Origin of the sequence: Salinimicrobium flavum (genome assembly GCF_042684505.1) — a bacterium.
GTDB lineage: Bacteria > Bacteroidota > Bacteroidia > Flavobacteriales > Flavobacteriaceae > Salinimicrobium > Salinimicrobium flavum.
Window position 1 is genome coordinate 49,818 of sequence record NZ_JBHULT010000005.1, and the last position, 20,533, is coordinate 70,350.

16 protein-coding genes are annotated in these 20,533 nt (G+C 43.3%); 10 read left to right on the forward strand and 6 right to left on the reverse strand.

All coding sequences use genetic code 11. From position 1 onward, the window contains the following. The first annotated feature begins 119 nt into the window (after window positions 1-119). From ACFSTG_RS00755 to ACFSTG_RS00765, 3 genes are all read left to right on the forward strand, one after another. The gene (locus ACFSTG_RS00755) at window positions 120-635 is read left to right on the forward strand and encodes an inorganic diphosphatase (RefSeq protein ID WP_380747487.1); all 516 of its coding nucleotides are present in this window, start codon (window positions 120-122) and stop codon (window positions 633-635) included. 105 nt (window positions 636-740) lie between these two features. Then, complete coding sequence (locus ACFSTG_RS00760) at window positions 741-3,104, forward strand: sodium-translocating pyrophosphatase (RefSeq protein ID WP_380747489.1); 2,364 nt, start codon at window positions 741-743, stop codon at window positions 3,102-3,104. A 115-nt stretch (window positions 3,105-3,219) separates the two neighbouring features. Further along, entirely contained in the window at window positions 3,220-4,257 is a 1,038-nt protein-coding gene (locus ACFSTG_RS00765) for an App1 family protein (RefSeq protein WP_380747491.1), read from the forward strand. A 642-nt stretch (window positions 4,258-4,899) separates the two neighbouring features. Here the strand turns inward: ACFSTG_RS00765 and ACFSTG_RS00770 are convergent. From ACFSTG_RS00770 to ACFSTG_RS00790, 5 genes are all read right to left on the reverse strand, one after another. Continuing rightward, window positions 4,900-7,065 carry a prolyl oligopeptidase family serine peptidase gene (locus ACFSTG_RS00770; protein ID WP_380747492.1) on the reverse strand — a complete coding sequence of 722 codons (2,166 nt, stop codon included), beginning with the start codon at window positions 7,063-7,065 and terminating at the stop codon, window positions 4,900-4,902. Window positions 7,066-7,443: 378 nt separating this feature from the next. After that, window positions 7,444-8,097, reverse strand: a complete 654-nt coding sequence (locus tag ACFSTG_RS00775; protein ID WP_380747494.1) for a sterol desaturase family protein — start codon at window positions 8,095-8,097, stop codon at window positions 7,444-7,446. Window positions 8,098-8,312: 215 nt separating this feature from the next. Next, window positions 8,313-8,930, reverse strand: a complete 618-nt coding sequence (locus ACFSTG_RS00780) for a deoxynucleoside kinase (protein WP_380747495.1) — start codon at window positions 8,928-8,930, stop codon at window positions 8,313-8,315. Between the two features lie 220 nt (window positions 8,931-9,150). Next, window positions 9,151-9,516: a DUF6122 family protein gene (locus ACFSTG_RS00785; protein WP_380747497.1), complete on the reverse strand. Its 366-nt coding sequence runs from the start codon at window positions 9,514-9,516 to the stop codon at window positions 9,151-9,153. A 442-nt stretch (window positions 9,517-9,958) separates the two neighbouring features. Beyond that, the gene (locus ACFSTG_RS00790; protein ID WP_380747498.1) at window positions 9,959-13,249 is read right to left on the reverse strand and encodes an amidohydrolase family protein; all 3,291 of its coding nucleotides are present in this window, start codon (window positions 13,247-13,249) and stop codon (window positions 9,959-9,961) included. A gap of 417 nt (window positions 13,250-13,666) precedes the next feature. Here ACFSTG_RS00790 and ACFSTG_RS00795 point away from each other — a divergent pair, with 417 nt between their 5' ends. From ACFSTG_RS00795 to ACFSTG_RS00825, 7 genes are all read left to right on the forward strand, one after another. Beyond that, on the forward strand, window positions 13,667-14,095 hold the full coding sequence (locus ACFSTG_RS00795; protein ID WP_380747500.1) for a hypothetical protein: 429 nt from the start codon (window positions 13,667-13,669) through the stop codon (window positions 14,093-14,095). 43 nt (window positions 14,096-14,138) lie between these two features. Beyond that, window positions 14,139-14,699 (forward strand): outer membrane beta-barrel protein, encoded by a 561-nt coding sequence (locus tag ACFSTG_RS00800; protein WP_380747502.1) that lies wholly within the window; start codon window positions 14,139-14,141, stop codon window positions 14,697-14,699. Window positions 14,700-14,717: 18 nt separating this feature from the next. Next, the gene (locus tag ACFSTG_RS00805; protein ID WP_380747504.1) at window positions 14,718-15,230 is read left to right on the forward strand and encodes a hypothetical protein; all 513 of its coding nucleotides are present in this window, start codon (window positions 14,718-14,720) and stop codon (window positions 15,228-15,230) included. 198 nt (window positions 15,231-15,428) lie between these two features. Beyond that, a complete protein-coding gene (locus ACFSTG_RS00810) occupies window positions 15,429-15,992 on the forward strand; it encodes a hypothetical protein (RefSeq protein WP_380747506.1) in 564 nt (187 codons plus the stop codon). Between the two features lie 620 nt (window positions 15,993-16,612). Continuing rightward, window positions 16,613-17,995, forward strand: coding sequence for an ATP-binding protein (locus ACFSTG_RS00815; RefSeq protein WP_380747508.1), 1,383 nt, complete (start codon window positions 16,613-16,615; stop codon window positions 17,993-17,995). A gap of 66 nt (window positions 17,996-18,061) precedes the next feature. Continuing rightward, entirely contained in the window at window positions 18,062-18,925 is an 864-nt protein-coding gene (locus tag ACFSTG_RS00820; protein ID WP_380747510.1) for a GIY-YIG nuclease family protein, read from the forward strand. Between the two features lie 96 nt (window positions 18,926-19,021). Further along, window positions 19,022-19,711 carry a hypothetical protein gene (locus ACFSTG_RS00825; protein WP_380747511.1) on the forward strand — a complete coding sequence of 230 codons (690 nt, stop codon included), beginning with the start codon at window positions 19,022-19,024 and terminating at the stop codon, window positions 19,709-19,711. Window position 19,712: 1 nt separating this feature from the next. Here the strand turns inward: ACFSTG_RS00825 and ACFSTG_RS00830 are convergent, their stop codons facing one another. Next, entirely contained in the window at window positions 19,713-20,333 is a 621-nt protein-coding gene (locus ACFSTG_RS00830; RefSeq protein ID WP_380747512.1) for a DUF6448 family protein, read from the reverse strand. Window positions 20,334-20,533 lie beyond the last annotated feature (200 nt).

Sequence of the window (20,533 nt, forward strand, 5' to 3'; positions counted from 1 at the left end):
TGAAGAAAACCTTAAACTTTTTATCAGGAACCATTTCTCAAGATACTAAGACTGTTTAAAACCGAATGAAGTAGTATATTTGCCGCCCCTAAAAGAAAAAAAGAATTAAACATATTATAATGAGTAAAACATTTGACGTTCTTATCGAGATCCCCAAAGGAAGCAGAAACAAGTATGAATACGATTTTAAACTAAAAAAGGTGAGGTATGACAGGATGATCTTTTCATCTATGATGTACCCGGCAGATTATGGGTTCATTCCCGAGACACTTGCTCTTGACGGTGATCCGCTTGATGTGCTGGTACTGGTGACAGAACCTACTTTCCCTGGGTGTGTTATGGAGGTTAAGCCTATTGGCGTTTTCCACATGGCCGATGAAAAAGGACCTGATGAAAAAGTGATCTGTGTTCCAATGTCAGACCCCATTTGGAACAAGCATAATGACCTGAGCGATGTGAATGCCCATCTTATTAAAGAGATTGAGCATTTCTTCCAGGTTTATAAGGATCTTGAACAAAAGAAAGTAGATGTTGAAGGTTGGGGTGATGTGAATGTAGCAAAGCAGATCATTGAAGATTGTATTAAAAGATACAAAGACAGTAACGGCGAAAAGGGAAATTTCGGGATCGAATAACATCCTCCTGTTCCTTACTAAATAAAAGCAATAACCTTACAGTTATTGCTTTTTTCTTTTATAACGTTTCGTTAACTTTAGCCCGCTAATAATTAACAAAAAATTATGGAATCATTGATGATTTGGTTGCCGGCCATTCTGGCAATCATAGGGCTCATTTTTATGTGGGCGAAACGCGCCTGGGTTTTGAAGCAAGACGCGGGAGATGGAAAAATGAAAGATATTTCCTCTCATATTTACGAAGGAGCTCTGGCCTTCCTTAACGCCGAGTATAAGATCCTTACCATTTTCGTTATCGTGGCCAGTATTCTGCTGGCAGGAATTTCCTTTATAGTTCCTACCACACATATTCTAATTGTTGTAGCCTTTATATTCGGGGCTATTTTTTCGGCTTTCGCCGGAAATATCGGGATGCGTATCGCAACCCAGACTAATGTTCGTACCACTCAGGCCGCAAGGACCAGCCTGCCTCAGGCGCTAAAAGTATCTTTTGGTGGTGGTACTGTGATGGGTCTTGGTGTTGCCGGACTTGCCGTACTAGGTTTGACCACCTTCTTTATCATCTTTTTCCATTATTTCATGGGCGGGGAGTGGACAGATGTTCACCAGATGACCATCGTTCTCGAAACCCTTGCCGGATTCTCCCTTGGGGCTGAATCTATTGCTTTGTTCGCCCGTGTGGGTGGTGGTATTTACACCAAAGCTGCCGATGTTGGTGCTGATCTTGTGGGTAAGGTGGAAGCCGGAATTCCTGAGGATGATCCGCGTAACCCTGCTACCATTGCAGATAACGTAGGTGACAACGTGGGTGATGTTGCCGGGATGGGAGCTGACCTCTTCGGAAGTTATGTGGCTACCGTTCTTGCCGCAATGGTACTCGGTAACTATGTGATCAAAGACATGGGCGGGGATATTATTTCTGAAGGTTTCGGCGGAATAGGGCCAATCCTGCTGCCAATGGCTATCGCCGGTTTCGGAATCATCTTCTCTATCCTGGGAACTATGCTGGTAAAGATCAGCAGCAATTCAGCTAAGGAGGCTCAGGTACAATCGGCGCTTAACCGTGGAAACTGGGTATCCATCGTACTTGTGGCTATTTCCTCTTTCTTCCTGGTGACCTGGATGCTGCCGGAAACCATGCAAATGGAATTCTTCGGGGAAGGTCCACAACAGATCTCTTCCATGAGAGTATTCTATGCCACTTTAGTAGGACTTGTGGTAGGAGGAGTGATCTCTGCTGTTACCGAATATTATACCGGACTTGGTAAAAAGCCGGTACTTTCTATCGTACAAAATTCCAGCACCGGTGCCGGAACCAACGTTATTGCCGGTCTTGCTACCGGAATGATGTCCACTTTCTATTCTGTACTTCTTTTCGCCATCGCGATCTGGGCTTCTTATGCTTTTGCCGGATTCTACGGGGTAGCACTTGCAGCTTCAGCCATGATGGCAACCACTGCCATGCAGCTGGCTATTGATGCTTTTGGACCTATCGCCGATAACGCGGGAGGGATTGCTGAAATGAGCGAACTTCCTTCAGAAGTAAGGGAAAGAACAGATATTCTTGATTCCGTAGGAAACACAACTGCCGCGACCGGAAAAGGATTTGCGATCGCTTCGGCAGCGCTAACCTCTCTTGCCCTGTTTGCTGCCTATGTAACTTTTACAGGAATTGACGGGATCAATATTTTCAAAGCACCCGTTCTGGCCATGCTATTCGTGGGAGGAATGATCCCTGTTGTTTTCTCTGCCCTTGCAATACAGTCGGTAGGAAAAGCAGCTATGGAAATGGTGAATGAAGTAAGACGCCAGTTCCGCGAAATTCCCGGAATCATGGAAGGAACAGGAAAACCACAATACGACAAATGTGTCGAGATCTCTACCAAAGCGGCGCTTCGCGAAATGCTTTTACCGGGATTACTAACCATTGGTTTCCCTATCCTTATTGTACTAATCCCAATGGGTCTTGGATATGAAAATCGTCTTATCGCCGAAATGCTTGGTGGATATATGGCCGGGGTGACCGTAAGTGGTGTGCTTTGGGCTATTTTCCAGAACAATGCCGGTGGAGCCTGGGATAACGCCAAGAAATCTTTTGAAGCCGGGGTAATGATCAATGGTGAAATGACCTATAAGGGATCTGAAGCTCATAAAGCTGCCGTAACCGGTGATACCGTGGGGGATCCTTTTAAAGATACTTCAGGACCGTCAATGAACATCCTTATCAAGCTTACCTGTTTGATCGGACTTGTGATCGCACCAATTTTGGGAGAGGATATGGCAGTAGCCATTACACCGGAAATTGATGAGGTAACTCATACTATAAACATAGAAGAGCCTGCAGAGGTTTCTGAAACTGTAGATGATGCCCTTATTACTGCGGAAAAGATAGCAGAAGCGGCAGCAGCATCCGGAATGACAACAGAAACAACGCCGGAAGCAGGAACAGCTCCTGAAAGCGAACAATAACAGGTATTTTACTAAAATATATTTAAATCCCCTGCAAGTGCAGGGGATTTTTCATTTTATAATGTAACTTCATGCAATGTGAGATGCTTATAAATAGCATGTTAACCAACTGTTCATGAAGAGAATTTTAGGCAAACTCAAGAACCATTTAACAGCAAAACCCGAAGTCAAGCTTGCCGCCTACCGCAGTTATGGAACCCATACCCACCTCTATTTGTTGGGAAGGGCTCTTGATGATGATAAGCTCAAGATGTACGAAGACCAGTCGGTCTTCAGGACCCTACTCAATACCTATAAACAGTTTGACAGTCACAAGATAAAAGGAGCCGGGGTAGCTCTGCAACTCCCTAACGGTACCGTGCTCACCACAAAGACCAATAATCAGGGTTATTACCTGTTTGATAAGACCATTTCCCTTAACCTTAAGGAATTTGCAGATGAAGAAGGCTGGGTACCGTTGAAAGTCGCGTTTGTAAATCAGGTTGGTGACAGTATCATTTCCCACAATAATGAGTTTGACACCGAACTTCTTATACTGCCGGTTAAAGCCAGCTTTGGGGTCATAAGTGATATTGACGATACCATTTTAAGGACCGGGGTGACCTCTTTTCTGAAGTGGAGGGTGCTCAAAAATTCCCTTTTTAAACATGCTCACAGCAGGATCTCGTTTGAAGGTTCCCCCAAATTCTACCGGGGCCTTCATGAAGGAAAGAAAGGGAATGAACAGAATCCTGTATTCTATCTTAGTAACAGCCCCTGGAATCTGTATGAATACCTCAAACTTTTCCTGGAGATCAATGATTTTCCAAAGGGTCCTATTTTATTGCGGGATTTCCGGACTCCTTTTGACCGGTCCCTAAAGCCTGAAAAACCTCATAAACAAAAGGAGATCATCAACATTCTGAAGACCTATCCACACCTTAAATTCATCTTGATAGGAGACAGCGGGGAGCACGATCCCGCTATTTATACAGATATGGCTGCTCAGTACCCTGACCGTATCCTGGCCATCTACCTGCGCAGCGTCAAACACCGCAAAAGAATGGAGCGGGTGAAAAGTATTGTCGATAATTTTGAAACAGTACCGGTCCTCATGGTTAAAACCTCCAGAGAAGCAGAGGAGCACGCGAGGGAACAGGGGTTTATTCAATGAATAAGGATTAGGAAATAAGGTTTAATAGTTAAGAGTTATGGGTTCAGTTACCGGGGTATTCTTTGGAATTTAGTGCCTGGAATCTTTTTAAGTTACGAGTAACGAGTTCGCGTATAGTGTCTAGAGTGGAAACTGTTGGGTAGGGGGCAGAAAGGCGACTACAGCCTGCCATCAGACAAGCTCCCCTGGATATTTACCCTTTTTTCCCGTTGATCCTACGGCTTTCCTCAGATCTCTTTGTGTCTTCATTTTCCTCCGTGTGGTATGTGGAAAATATTTTATTCCTATCTCCTTCTAAGTTTACCACGGCCTATTAGTCACGTCTTTGCGAGGGAGCCAGGAGCGACCGCGGCAATCTCCCTGTCTGAAGGGTAAATTTTCTTATTTATCTTCTCCCCAACTCTCTCCAAAGGAGATGGAGTTAAAAAAGATGATCTGCTCCAGCTCCTCTCCCTTGGGGAGAGGCGGGTGTCTGGGATGAAAACAAATGCCACTGTCAATTGAGAACTCAAACTGCGCACTGCCTACTAATCGGAATACTAATCAATACGTCATTGCAAGGGAGCCAACCGGCGACCACGGCAATCTACCTCTTATGAAAACAACTCTTTCTGTTAACCTAAACCCATCATCAATCACTCACTAATCCTTGATCGCTACTTCCGGTTGAAAATCGGGATGGCCTGATTGCCACAGGCTAAAGGAGAACATGTTGGCGAAATTCTCAAATGCTTTTGACTTTTGATCGCCAATGCCATGTCCCGTGCTAAAATCTGTATGCAACAGGATGGGGTTATCTGAGGCATTTGCTACCTGCATGCGGGCAGCAAATTTTGCAGGTTGCCAGGCGATGACCCGTGGATCGTTTATTCCGGCGGTAACGAGGGTAGCGGGATAATTTGTGCCATCTTCAAGCTGGTGATAGGAGTCCATCTCCAGTAGGCCTCTGAATTCATCAGGATCTTTGACGGTTCCAAATTCGGGAGCATTCACGGGACCGTTGGGAGTTTCCTCTGCTCTTACGGGATTCATTACTCCCACCTGAGGAATGGCGGCCGCGAAAAGATCAGGTCTTTCAGTGATAGCTCTTCCCACAAAAATACCTCCGGCACTTCCTCCTGCAATGCTAAGTTTATCGGGATTGGTATAGCCTTCTTTTATAAGATATTCCGCGGTGGCGATAGCATCTTTCCAGGTATTGGGTTTATTCAGTTTTTGACCTGCACGATGCCAGGCATCACCCAATTCACCCCCTCCTCTTACATGGGGAACAACGAATACACCGCCGTAAGTGGTATAAAGCATAAGGAGCGGACTGAAAAACGGCCCGGTGGACATTCCATAGGAACCATATCCATACATAAAAACGGGATTTTGACCATCCAGCTTAATATCCTTATGATGTATGAGGGACACCGGCACTTTTACGCCGTCGTGGGAAGTCACTGTAATTTCCTTAGCCACAAGGTTTTCAAGTTCAGGATATTCAGCAGGCGAAGATAACATTTCCAGTTCAAAAGTATCTGTGGCCAGATCATATTTGTAACGTTTGGGAGGAGAAGTCCAGCCGGAAATTCCCACCCAGATATCACTGAACTCCGGGCCTTTGGAATTCATTCCCAGATAACCTGCAGTGAAAGGAAGTTCAATTTCCCGGGATGAAGATTTCCCGTGAGGCAGGAAAAACAATTTTGACTGTACCCCATTGGATTTAATTGAATAGAATAATCCGTCTTTGGTGATCGCCATATTTTGAATAGGACCGGCTTCAGGTTCTTTTATAAGCACCTTTCCTTTTGAAAATTCCGGCTCCTCCAGGCTGCTTTTCACAATCTTAAAATTGGGAGCATCTTTAAAGCTTAAGTAATAAACGGCATCTTTTGAGGTTACAAAATCTGTAACCTTGTCCTCCTGTGTGCTTAGCTGCTTCCAGGAGTCTGGATTTGGAAGATCTCCTTCGGCCATGTAAGCTTTCCTTGCATTATCTACCGTAACAACGGCTCCAATAGCTTTATCTATGTGCCTGTCATATATTACAATAGGAATTTCGGCAGGCTCCATTGGTATCTCCGGATTATTTTCTGCGGAAAAGACCACTTTATCCTGAGAAACGGGTGTCCCCAATTCGTGCCAGTAAACCTTCAGGTTCAATTGCCTGTTTACATCTGCAATTTCTTCGGAATTCAATTTGGTATAGGTCAGATGCTCGTTGCTCACCCAATCAAAAACTTCTACCAGTTCCAGGGTTTCTCCCACCTGCTTTCCTGTTTGATCCAGGACGACCAGCTCCCCGTTTTCTGAACCATCTGCTGCCAGTCTCACCGCAACCAGATCACCTTTTTCGTTTGGTTTCAGGCTCAGGATAGAATACATTCTTTCAGGATCTTCCCCATACTTGCGGGGATCGAGAAGTAATTTTTCTTCACCCTTAAAACCTTTCCGGTAAAAAAGTTTCCCTGTCTCATCATCAGGAGTGGTTTTCAGGTAATAATAAACATCATCATCTGTGATGGAGACATTGGATATCCGGGATTCTCTACGACTGTCCAGCTCTCTGATCTTCTCCAGCATAGTCTCCCTCCCGGGAATGCTGTGCAGAATTGCTTCGGAATAAGCGGTATTGGTTTTTAACCAGTTCAATACTTCCGGATCTTCAAGGTTTTCCATGTATTGGTAAGGATCTTCCAGGGTAACCCCGTGATATTCATTGGTGACCACCTTTGGCGGGGCTTTTGGTGGTTCTACCGGGACCTGTGCCCACAGGAATGATCCAATAAGTAAAAAGCTGACGGTTATTGAACTTCTCATAATATATAGATATTGATTTATAACCAAAACAGAAGGAAAGTCAAAATTCGCGGAGTTGGAATGAGCACTTTCCCGGGGGGAGAGTCTGTAAGTTAATAATTATTTAAATACTGTGTATGAGGTATTTAAAAATTAAAAATTCATGAAAATTAATGAACTCCCCCAACCGCTGACAACCGAGGGCTCAAAATCGGCATATTCTAAACATCGCAACAGGAAACAGAATGATAAATAGGCCTGCAAAGAAACGACTTCGACCTGTCCTCCCTCCGCTCGGGCTCAGTCTGACAATCGGCTTCAAGTAATAATGACCATTAACGGTATCTAAAACCCTCTTTTGACAGAACAAGCAACCCACAGCAGAGAACTCGCAACCGTCTAATCAATATATCCTTTCTTTCGCTCTACCGGTGCCTTTCTTGGCATCGTCCCAAAAACATGATCCCACAGGGGAGAGGAGACCCCAAAAGCCCTGTCGGGTTCCCGGTAGTGATGAATGCTGTGATGATGCCACAAGATCTTCAGAAAGTTATTAGGCACTCTGAATGCATGTACCGAATAATGAATAGCGAGATAAGCGGAGTATCCCACTAAAAATCCAGCCAGGAATCCAAACACCAAATCTCCCAGTACCGCCCGGTAAATGATAAAGAGTACGGTAGCGATAAGGAGAGTGAGCACCGGTGGCATGGCCAGCCGGGATTTGTCCTTAGGAAAATCATGGTGCACCCCGTGCATGGTGTAGGCAAGATTTTTCTTTCTTTCAGAGGTTGCTGGAATATGGTACAGGTAGCGGTGCATCAGGTATTCGACGAAGGTGAAGAAGAACATCCCGGCCAGGAACAGCATCAGCATAAAAGGAACTTCAAATCCTTTTTCCACCATTCCGTAGTAAATAAGCACAAAAGCAATGGCTCCAAAGATGATGAGTGGTGCTGAAATATGCGTATGCGTTAACTTTTCCAGAAAAGGGTTTTTGAACAGCCTGGGGGAACCTTTGTGGCGAGGTCTCTTCAGTCTTTGAGATTCCATATTTCGTTAGCGGGATATAGACGGTTGATCCCTACTAAGTTAATATATGGGGAAGTGAAAATCAAGAGAAATTTTATCAGTTAGCGGTTAGTGGTCGAGGAAAGTATTTGGCGGTAAAACCCTTTAAACCGTCTTTTTGATCCATAAACCATAGACAATAAACAAGTCTATCGTCTAACTTCTCAATACTAATTACTCAATACTCAGTACTACGACTACTGAAAAAGTCCGTGGAGTTCCCCGTTAATTCGGGTAATGATATTCCCCAGATCCTCAGGGTTATCCACGAAATTAATGTTGTCTACATCAATGATGAGAAGGTTTCCTTTATTGTAATGGTGCACCCAGGCTTCATAACGCTCGTTAAGGCGGCTCAGGTAGTCAATGGAAATGGAGTTCTCGTAATCCCTGCCGCGCTTGTGGATCTGCGAGACCAGGTTTGGGATACTGCTGCGCAGGTAGATCAAGAGATCGGGTCCTTTCACCACGCTCTCCATCAGGTCGAACAGGGATTTATAGTTTTCGAAGTCGCGGTTGGTCATGAGGCCCATCGCGTGCAGGTTAGGCGCAAAAATATGGGCATCCTCATAGATGGTTCGGTCCTGGATGATCGCTTTTCCACTCTCCCTGAGTTCCAGGATCTGCCTGAATCTGCTATTCAGAAAGTAGATCTGAAGGTTGAAGGACCAGCGCTCCATTTTGTTGTAAAAATCCTCGAGATAAGGGTTTTCAAGTACATCTTCATATTGGGCTTCCCAGCCGAAATGTTTTGACAATAGTTTTGTGAGGGTAGTTTTCCCCGCACCGATGTTTCCCGCAATGGCTACGTGCATGTTCAGATAGATTTTGGTCCTTGGATTTGGTGAAAAACTTCACCGAGGTAAATATAATAGAATTCAGGTATGAATTAAAAGGGTTTCCCGTTATTTTGAGGAATAGGGTGGAGATAGTTATGGTCTTTTCTTCGGAAGGATCTGTGAAAACACTCTTTCTGAAGCTCCTGCAGGTGTCAGCATAATTTCCACGGAAAGATCCACTGGTTTTCCGGTTTGATCAAAAAGAATTGAATACAGCCGAAAGTTTGCAGTCGGCACATTTTGCATACATCCAGAAGCAATCAATACTGTCTGTGATCATGTGAAAGGCCAGACCAATAGCCACGAGTTTCAGAACAGATCTGCGGAGGAATATTGCTCCCAAAAAATAGAACGGGATCACGTATTCCGAATGCAGGGGATGAAAACCTATGCCGCAGCGATCTGCCATGAACATGGGATCAGCCACAATATGATCTACATCCACCAGCATGGTAGCCAGTAAAATGAGCCAGCCTTTCTTCCAGTTCTTCCTGTCATACCAGTAAGCGATGACACCAATGAAGATGAAGTGAAGGAAGTAGTGGACTACCGTTTGGAGCATTTGAGATTCAAGATTCAATATTCAATATTCAAAAATGGATCCAAAGGTACATTTTTCAGGAGTTTGGGCTAAAGCCCTTCTTTCCTATCTTATTTTTATCCTCCGGCTGAAGCCGGAGGCGATTCAATGTTCAGCCAACAATTTCCCTATTTAGGCTAAAACAAAATTGGTTTATTAAGCTTCAGGCTTAAGCCCGAGGAATTTCAATGATCTTGTGAATTGCCCCAAGTCTGAATTTCTCCTGCCTAAATTGCCCCCGCCTTCAGGCGGGGGGTGAGATTAAAAAAACAAACAGGGCTTTAGCCCAAAGAAAAAGCCGAAATCCTCCAGGATTTCGGCTTTACTCAATCTCAATAATGCATAGCCTCCAGACTCTAATTTCCAGTCTACTCCCGCGTCTGAGTAAGCAAATTATACATTATACATTATACAATATACCTTTCTAATGAGCCATACACCCTCCATGAGTCTGTCCTTCCAAATGCCAGTCAAAAGAAGAATTGTACTTATTGTTCTCCCAATAAAACTCCCCTCTTTCTTTTGGATCATTTCCAACCTCATTCATGGTCTGGGCGTCGTAAAGTCGGCCATTGATCATGGTGTATTGGATTGTTTCGGAATTGCGGATGTCCTCCAAAGGATTCTCCTCCAACACCAAAAGATCGGCGAGTTTTCCTTCTTCCAGGGAACCGATCTCGGTTTCCATTCCGAGGTATCCTGCAGGGTTGATGGTAGCTGCTTTTAGAGCTTCCATGTTGGTCATGCCGCCCATTTGAAGCAACCAAAGCTCCCAGTGGGCACCAAGCCCCTGAAGTTGTCCATGGGCACCCAGGTTCACCTTTACCCCGATGTCTGATAATTCTTTCGCGGTTTCTGAAACCAGTACAGGTCCGTGTTCGTATTCCTCTTCCGGTAGCATGGTGCGGTGCCTGGAACGGGAATCAACTACGCCCCGCGGAGTGAAATTCAGCAGGCGTTCGTTTTCCCAAACCTTGTCATTCTGATAGAAATAATATTCTCCGTTAATTCCGCCGTAGTTCACGATAAGGGTAGGGGTGTAGCCGGTGTTGCTGTTTCCCCACAGGGTCTTGATATCTTTATAAACCGGTGCTACCGGAATGTTGTGTTCGATCCCGGTATGCCCGTCCACGATCATGTTCATGTTGTGGAAGAAAGTACTTCCACCTTCTGGCACCACATTCATGTCCAGCTCCTTCGCGGCCTGCATCACCTGCTGACGCTGCTCACGGCGCGGCTGATTGTAACTCTTAACCGAATTCGCTCCAAAAGCTTTGGTTCTTCTCAAAGCAGATCTAGCGTCATCAAGGCTGTTGATCTCGGCTTTGAAATCCCCATCGGCGCCGTAAAGAATGATCCCGGTGGAGAACAATCTTGGTCCTACCATTTCACCGCTTTTGAAAAGTTCAGCCATTCCGAAGACAGTTTCACTCAAAGCCGACGGGTCATGCGCGGTAGTCACTCCAAAAGCAAGGTTGGCATAAGCCGGCCAGTGCTTCTGCGGAGTAAGGCCATACCTGAATGCTCCAATATGCGCGTGCGCGTCAACGATTCCCGGCATGATAGTCTTCCCGGTAGCGTCGATCACTTTTGCCTTTTTTGGCACCTCAACTTCCGAAGCATTTCCAATAGAAATGATCCTGTTGCCTTCCACGACAATGGTTCCGTTTTCGATCACCTTATCGCCGTTCATGGTAATGATGCGGGCGTTGGTGAAAGCGATCTGCCCTTCGGGAACATCAGTTTTTACCTTCAGGCCAACCTTGATCCCGGTTTCGGTGATAGGTGAAATGGAATCCAAAGAGTTCTCTAAAAAGGTGAATTTTTCAGCAATTTTATTGGTGAAATATTCGTCTCCCAGCGTCCAGTGTACGTTCTTGCTGTCATTAGACCAGTGCAGGTTGATCCCGGCATCTTTGGTGATTTGCGTCACGGGCACCGTCTTGGTTTTGTTGTCGAGGTCAATGGGTTTCCCGGTCATCACGAAAGGCGCGACATAGGCCTTGTGAAGATTAGTGAAAACCACCCATTCGTTGTCGGGACTCGGCACAATGTGGTTCGCGTATTTTGAATTGATATGCGTGCGCTCGTCCTGCCCGTTGAGGTCCACACTCTTGAGGCTCTTGGTAAGGCTTCCAAAGAAAGTTCCCCCGGTTTGGAACAGGATGCGGTCATTATTTTTGCTGAAGGTTGGGTTGTCCCCACTCTTCGTAAGTTTTTCCAGGTTGCTGCCATCGGCATTGATGAGATAGATCCCCGGCTCCTTGGAGAAGCTCTGTCCCATGTCTGAATTCCCTGATTCCTTCACAAACACGATCTTCTTCCCGTCATGTGACCAGGAAGGGTTGCGAAAAATACCTTTTTCGGTGGTTAGACTTTTAGGGTTTCGGCCGTTCAAGCCTACTCTTCTCAGTTTGCCCATCCCTTCATCGGTCCAGCTCACGTATGCGATTTCCTTTCCGTCGGGAGAAAATGCGGGTTCAAATTCGAAATTGTCGTCTTTGGTGATCCTTTCAGGTTTTCCGTTTGGCAGGTCTTTCTTCCACAGGTAACCCACGGCGTTGAACACCAGGGTCTTTCCGTCGGGAGAAGTAACCGCGTGACGAATCACTTTTGGGTTGAATTCTTTGGAAAATACATCGGTCTTAGCCTTATGCGTTTCCGCGATCTGGATCGTATTTTCTACGGAAAAAGGAATTTCTGAAACCTCCAGGTTTTCGGAATTGATCTTTTTGATCTTGCCTTCGCTCCAGATGACGATGTCTTTGTTGTTTGGCATCCAGCTGAAACCGGGATACACACCAAAGATCGCCCATGCCTCCTGTTGATCTTTGCTCAGCTCATCATACACCGGCCATTCTTCGCCTGTGTTTAGATCGTGCAGGTAAAGCACAGATTTTGTGCGCACACGCTTCACGAAAGCCAGTTTATCGCCTTCCGGAGAGATCTGCGGCCTTGCAGCCCCGCCGGGACCACCGGTTACGGTGATGGTTTCACCCGTTTGCAGATCGTAACGTTTGATCACGTAGATCTGCTTGTTGGGATCTTTGTTATACTGAAAAGCTCCCCCCGGGTACATGTCTTCGCTGTAATATAAATAGCGGCCATCAGGCGAAATGGTGGGCTCGTTAACGTCCTGCTGATCATTCTTTCTCTCGGTGAGCTGCAGCCCGGCTTTTCCTGCCAGGTGGTACTGCCACATTTCACCGGCTCCAAGGGACCGGCCCGAAGTGAAGTGTTTACGGGCGATGATGGAATTTCCATCTGGAGTCCATTCTGCATTGTTAAGCAGCCTGAATTTCTCTTCGGTGATCTGTTTGGCATCGCTGCCGTCCAGATCCATCACCCAAATGTTGTCTCCTCCGCCGGCGTCGCTGGTGAAGGCGATCCTTTTCCCGTCGGGGCTAAAGCGCGGCTGTACGTCGTATGCCATTCCGTTGGTAAGCGAAGTGGCTTTCCCGCCGCTTACGGACATGATATAGATATCTCCCAGCAGGTCGAAAACGATCTGTTTCCCGTCGGGGCTTACGTCCAGGTTCATCCAGGTACCTTCGGTGGTGTTAAGGGGCACCTCCTTGATGTTCCAGTCAGCAGTATAGGGATCATTAACATCCCACTTTTTTTCTTCTTCTTTCTTTTCTTTTTCTTCCTCCTGTGCGAACAGAACGGGGGCAGTCATTAGCAGCACTAATGCCAACAGGTTTTTATAGGCCATAAATTCAATTGAGTTAAAATTTTAAGAGCGCTAAATATAAGGGATTTTTCGGGGAATAGGATAGGGCTTCCGAAGGGATGGATCTGGTAAATTTATGAATGAATGGGGGTAACCTATTTCCGCAGCAATTTACAGGAGAAATTTTTTACGATGGTGCCTCATTTTTTTCTCAAATTTTAAGAAAATTTTATAATTTAGTTTCTACGCTGCACATCCCTTTATACCCTACAAAAAATCGGTTGAGCTGCTAAGTAACAACCGTTTCTTCGATGATTTTAATAGTTGCGCCTGTCGGTGTTTTCAATCCTGGTTGAATCAACTTCGGGATTAAAAAACTGCGGTTCTGTTTTTTCAGAATATACAGGGAACCTGCACTATTACAATTGCCGAATACCTTAAAATAACGATCAATTAAATATGAAAAAAGACCAATCAAAAAAAGGAACCTTAGTCGGATTCGGGGTGGGAGCAATATTCTTTGCTCTATTCTTTTTCGGAGCCCAACAATTTTTTAAACCAGACCTGGAATCAGAACTAAAGGAAGTTGCATTGGAATTAAACAAACAAACCCCTATGCAGATCGACCAGTATATAAGACTGGATAGTGCTGCCTCAAAAGGAAAAACGAACCTTATTTACTACTACACCTTATTTGACATGGAAAGATCTGAAGTGAATTTGGATACCGTCAACAAGTACATAAGACCGGCTGTGGTCGAAAATGTCAAAAACAGTCCTGACCTCAAAATCTTTCGGGATAACAATATTACGCTGGACTATAAATACTACGATAAGTACAGCGAGTTTGTCACGGAAATTTCTGTAACGCCCGAATTATATAAATGAAGTCAAATATCAACAACAAAGTTCACATTGAATTTTCCCCATTATGAAAAGGACACTTACATTAATTTTGATCTTTTTAGGCTCAGTCGGGGTTCAGGCCCAGAATAAAGAAAAAGCCATCGATGTTTCAATAGGTTTCGGGCTAAGTGCACCTTATGAAGAAGTAGATTATTACGGCAGGGGATTTTATGCACAGGGAGAATACGTGCTAAGCCTGAACAAGTGGATCGACCTTCGACCATATGCAGGTGTGGTCCTTACCAGGATGAGTGAAAGGGATCCTTTGATCAACCCTGAAAACCATACATCAACTGCAAATGCCTTTCTCTTTGGAGGAAAAACACGGCTTACTGCGCCTATTCCCTGGGTAGCACCCTACCTGGAAGTGGGAGTCGGAGGGTCTGCCGGATCTTTTGAAACCGTTACCCTATATACAGATATAAAAGACAGCGGACTTTTTGTACATATCCCTTTTTCCCTGGGAATAGAACTGGGACCCAGTCACAATGTTAATTTGGAGTTTACCTACTATTATCACAACAGTGTTGAACAATTCGCCGGTGCAGCTGCAGTGGGACTTTCCTTTCCTGTTGGAATAAATTGACCGTAAAAAAAACTAAAAATGAAGAGAATCTTTTTCCTGTTAATGATCTTGTTTTTATCGGGTTGTGCAGGAACAGTTCAAACCGCCCGATATCAAAGTCCGGCGAATCCCGAATTCAGGAAAGCTTATATCATTTCCACAGAGAATTCTCAATACATACATTTCAAATTCGGAAAAATCACTCCTTTTGGATACCTCCCGCCTGAAGATGATCCCGCTGAAGAGAGCGAAGTGATTGGCAATACAGATGAAGTGATCAAGCAGGAACTGGAAAAACACGGGATCCGGTCGGTAATTGGAAAAAAGGGAGATGTACCCGAAGGTTTTGATTTCATAGTACAATACAGTGATACCTGGAGATGGGATTTCAAGAAGATCCTGGACAAGCTGGAAATTGCCTTCATATCTCCCGATGGGGAGAATTTGATAGCGAAATCCACCTTCAACATTTATAAGAATAAGGAACTGCATAATTTCCCCTCTCCGGAAAAAGAAGTTCCAAAGATGATCAGGGAATTGTTGAATAAATAAGCCTTTTTTTTTCTACTATACACAATTTTCAATTACGGGCAGCCCTTGATTTTTTTATACTGCGGAAAGGGTTTGTTCTTGTTAATTTTCCTGAAGTAATTAAAAAAATAAGAAAATTTCATATTTTCGGGCTATAGTTGCTCCATCTCCCCTTCCCCCAAAAGCCTGTGAGCTGCTGAAATAATCGTTTTCACCATCATGAAAAATACTCTCCTGATATTACTTGCCATTTTTGGTTTAACCCGGGTGCAGGCACAATTCATTTCAGAAGAAGCTATCGATGTTTCTATAGGTTATGGATTGAGTGTACCCTATGAGGAAGTGGGTTTCTACGGCTCAGGATTTTATGCGCAGGGTGAATATGTACTTGGTATTAATGAATGGGTCGATCTTAGACCATACGCGGGGTATATAGGGACAAAGATGAATGAAAATTTTGGCGGATCTATTAAACCGGAGGATAAAGCAACTGTTAACGCCTTTCTTTTTGGTGGTAAAGCCAGGTTTACTCTTCCTGTTCCCTGGATTGCACCTTACCTGGAATTAGGAATAGGGGGTTCCTTTGGATCCTTTGAAACTGTAACTGATAATATGAAGTTTGAAGAGAGCGGGGCTTTTCTACACATTCCTTTCTCTATAGGGCTGGCACTGGGCCGTAGCCACAATGTGAGCATTGAGTTAACCTGGTATTTTCATACCAGCCCGGAACAATACGCGGGAGTTGCGGCAATTGGAATTGCATTTCCTGTAGGTTATTATTAATTGATTTCTGGTTGATTAATCAAGTGAATACAATTCTCTTTCCAGTTTTTAAATAGAACAGCAGAAGAAGTTAACATAGGAATTATAATAAATTAGGTTCTTCTTCAAGAAAACCGCTATTCACCTTGTAACCATAAAAATTTTTTGTAAACAAACCTTCGTTGTAGGAAATTTATGTTATTTTTAACAAATCCCTACCTTTTAATTATTTTCTGGAGTTTTGAACTTTTAATGATCAAGCTAGAAAATTGGGCGCAATAAATAAATTCCAGCTTTTGGATTACCATCAGATTCAAACTTCATTGATTATGAACGACTGGAGGAGATCATGGAAACTATATCAACGGAAACTGGAGCCCCATCAGCAATGAATCGTATAATCTCACCGAACGCTATATTTCTCAACAGATGAACAAACAGGAGGTAAAGAAGCTGTACTATGCTTCTATGAAACGACAGCAGGAAAAATAGCACTGGCCGAAATTTATGCCGTTCCCAGAATCAGGGAAAAATTCATTCGGATTCTGAAGATCTTGATGGAGCGGAAGAAAAGAATAGTTTTTTTAAACACAATTAATGAAAGGAGCACTCCTATAGTATTAGGAATTAATTCATAATCTATGAAAGAAAGAATATTATCGAACCATGAAATTGCCAAGCTTGCAAACAGGGATGAGAGCCATTTTTATGATAACAAAGCATTTAAATTAAAAGGAGATAAGATTCAAAAAATAGCGGTAGCCTTTGCGAACGCAGACGGTGGGGAATTTATTATTGGAATTAAAGATAAAAAAGAGGAGAAAGACCCTATAAAGCGATGGCAAGGGATTGAAGACATAGAGGCTTTTAATCACGTGTTCCAAAATCTGACACAACTAACTCCGACAATTCCGCATAGTTATGAGTTTTTAAAAGATCAACTTGGAAAATATGCCCTTAGAATTACTATAGAAAAGAGTGAAGCCGTGCATAAAACAGCGAACAATACGGTTTATATAAGGAAATCAGCTCAATCTCTTCCAATAAAGGATCCAACTCAAATCCAAGCCTTGTCATACGCAAAGGGAGAATCATCTTACGAGGACACGATTGTCAACTCTGCATTTGCTGAGGATATTTTTGAATCTCAAGAGATCATCAAATTTCTCGATGACTATTCACCACAATCTGATCCTATTGGCTTCACCGTAAACCAAAATTTGGTCGATAGAAAATCTTATGATCCTCGAACAGCAGGGATTTTGTTATTTAGCGATAATCCTATACCCCTATTACCAAAGAGATGTGGTATTAAAATAAACAGATATGAAACATCGGAAGAAATTCCTGAGCGTGAACATCTTAAAGATCAGTATTCGATCGAAGGGTGTTTAAATGAACAAATCAAGAAATCATCTGAAATTATTACTAGGATAATGGAATCAGTTCAAATAATGGGGGCGAAAGGTTTGGAGAAAGTTAAATATCCTCCAGAGACAATTTGGGAAATTTTGGTTAATGCTGTAATCCACAGAGACTATTCAATATCGGATGACATACAAGTCTTAATATTTAACAACAGAATTGAGATCAAAAGTCCGGGCAAATTACCAGGCTACGTAACTATTGATAATATTTTGGACGCTCGATTTTCGCGCAATTCTAAACTTGTCCGTGTTTTGAATAAGTATAAAAATCCGGCTAATAAAGATATGGGGGAAGGTTTGAATACTGCTTTTCAAAGAATGGAAGAATTTCGTTTGGAACCACCAAAAATTGTGGAGGATGGAAATTATATAAAGGTAATTATCGCTCATACATCTTTAGCATCACCTGAAGAGAGAATAATGGAATTTTTACAGATAAATGAAAAAATAAAAAACAGACAAGCAAGGGAAATAACAGGAGTAAAATCAGAAAATGTAATGAAAAGACATTTTTATGATCTTAGAGACAAGGGTCTAATAGAACCAGTAATGAGTAAAACGGGAAACAAAATTGTTGCTTGGAAAAAGAAAATATAGACAGGTATTTCGAAAACTATTCTTTTTTCTAACATATAACAATCGGTTTAAAAGCATTAGCAATTCATGAAAAATTTCGGGAAAACAATTAAGATCTTTTTGGTAGACGGGGAACCTAATGGTAGAATGACGTGCGAATTATCCAACTGGACCGGGAAAGCATTAAAGATCCCAAGAAAGAAGATAAAAGAGTCCTCAGATCGACCGGAGTTGGAAAATACTGGAATCTATATTTTATTTGGAAAATCTGACAAATCAGAAAATAAAGAGCTGGCCTACATAGGCGAAGCAGAAGGAATTTACAGAAGACTTAATGAACATTTATCGAAAAAAGACTTCTGGAATGAGGCCTTAATCTTTGTGAGCAAGGATGAAAACCTTAACAAAGCGCACATTAAATATTTAGAAAGTAGACTACACGAGATTGCCGTAAAAGTTAATCGGTATGATTTGGAAAATGGCAATGTGCCCCCGCGATCTACCATTTCAGAATCTGACAAGGCAGAGATGGAAGAGTATCTGGAAAATATTAAACTGTTGGTGAATGCTCTGGGTTATAAAATATTTGAAGAGCTCAGAAAGCACCAAACCTTTGAAGAGGAGGTAAGAAATACTTTTTACATTAATGCAGCAAGAGGTGCCAACTCCAAAGGTCAATTGACTAACGAAGGATTTGTGGTTCTAAAAGATTCAGAAATAGCCAATTCTCTGACAAACTCCTTCCCGGAGAATTGGATCAAAATGAGACAAAGTTTGATTGACGACCGAATAATAGTTGAGGTTAATGGGAAATTAGTATTCAGGGAAGATTATTTATTTTCTAGTCCGTCGGCAGCAGCGGCTATTGTAATGGGAAGAAGTGCCAATGGATTGACAGAATGGAAACATAAGGATGGTAGAATCCTTAAAACCGTAGAATCAAACAATTAATATAATTCCTTCTAAATATGACACCGGACTCCGCAAAGTCTCCTGACTTTGTGCCTGCTTCTGTCAAAACGTTTAAAAAACAACTCCTTTCTAAAAATGAAAAAAATCTTATCCTTTCTGTGTTTATGCCTGCTTTGCATTAGCTGCGTTGATGAAATTCAACGGCCCATTGCTTCGGGAACACCTGAAGAGAACAACAGCGAAAACCTTTTGATTGCCAATCTTCCGGTACATATTGACAGTACCAATTACCTCATTCACCCGGTGGGGCAAATTGAGGTAAGGGAACGAGGGTACTTCGGTTCAAGTAGCGGTAGTTCGGGTAGCACGTCTGTGGGAGATGAGATCTACGGGAATTTCACCAACCTGAGATTCCAGGAGCTTAATTCAGAAGAATTCACCGGGCTTACAGATCAGGACGTGAGGATCCTGTCGGTTGAATTCCTTCGGGAGATCTTCGACAATACCGGCAAGCAGTTGCTTCTTTACAAAATTGTTGACATAGACACGAATGCAGACGGGAAGTTGAATTCCAATGATCATACAGCCCTGTACATAAGCGGGATCAATGGTAGTGACCTTAGAAAGATTAGTCCGGCAGACCAGGTGCTGCAGGAATACAATGTACTTCAGGCAATGAACCGCCTGTACTTTAGAAGCACAGAGGATAGAAATGCTAATGACAGGTTCGATCCCGGTGGAAAGCCATACTACTTTTATGTCGACCTTGCTTCCGAAGCATTAAAGGTCACAGAATACTTTCCGTTAGAAAACCGGAAGAAATAAGCTAATGTGAATCTACTCCATGGGGAGGTCCTGCCTGGATGGTTTGATATAGTTTATGGATATAGACAATGTACTTAACATAGTTATCCACCCACTCCCGGCCCGCGGCAATATTCTCTTCCTTATTTCCTGCTGCAGCTCTTGTCTTTTCAAACCAGTTCAAACTTTCCTTCTCCAGGGCACTGCACAGCAGCTCTTTTACCGGCTCAAAATCACCTGTTTCCAGCGCTTTTTCTGCCGCTTCTATGTCGGGAGGATTGGGACTGGCGGGCTTCAGCCCATCAAAAGGCATTCCTTCTGCAGCACGGTGCAGTCGTACCGCCGTTTCCATAAAGTACCTTTGGGCCAGCTCAGCAGAATTTCCGCCGTTCTTGTAAACTTCCAGGCTTTGCTGATATTTTTCCCGAAGCTCCTGCTCCTGTTCTTCGCCCACCCAGATAAGGATCTTATCCATATTTCCGGTTTTTAAAGCCTCTTTTGCAGCCATTGCCACCGGCCCGTTTTCCCTGTCGCAGTGAGCCAGGGCATCTGAACTCCACAACAACAGAAAAATTATCAATAAACGGGAAACATTTCCTACTTGTAAAAAATGATTTTTTCTCAATTTTTTGACAGCGCTCATCACAGTAATTTTTTAAAGGTTAACTGAAATATTATATCCAAAAATTACTCATTCAGTAGATTTAAAACGATGAGAAATGTCAGGTCATGAAAAAAGATCGGTAAAAGGATTGTGCTCTTTGACTTTTAAAATCCTCCTTGTAATGGACTTTCCTGTAGGAAAATTATAGTACTTTTATTACTCCTACCCTGAGGCCTGGA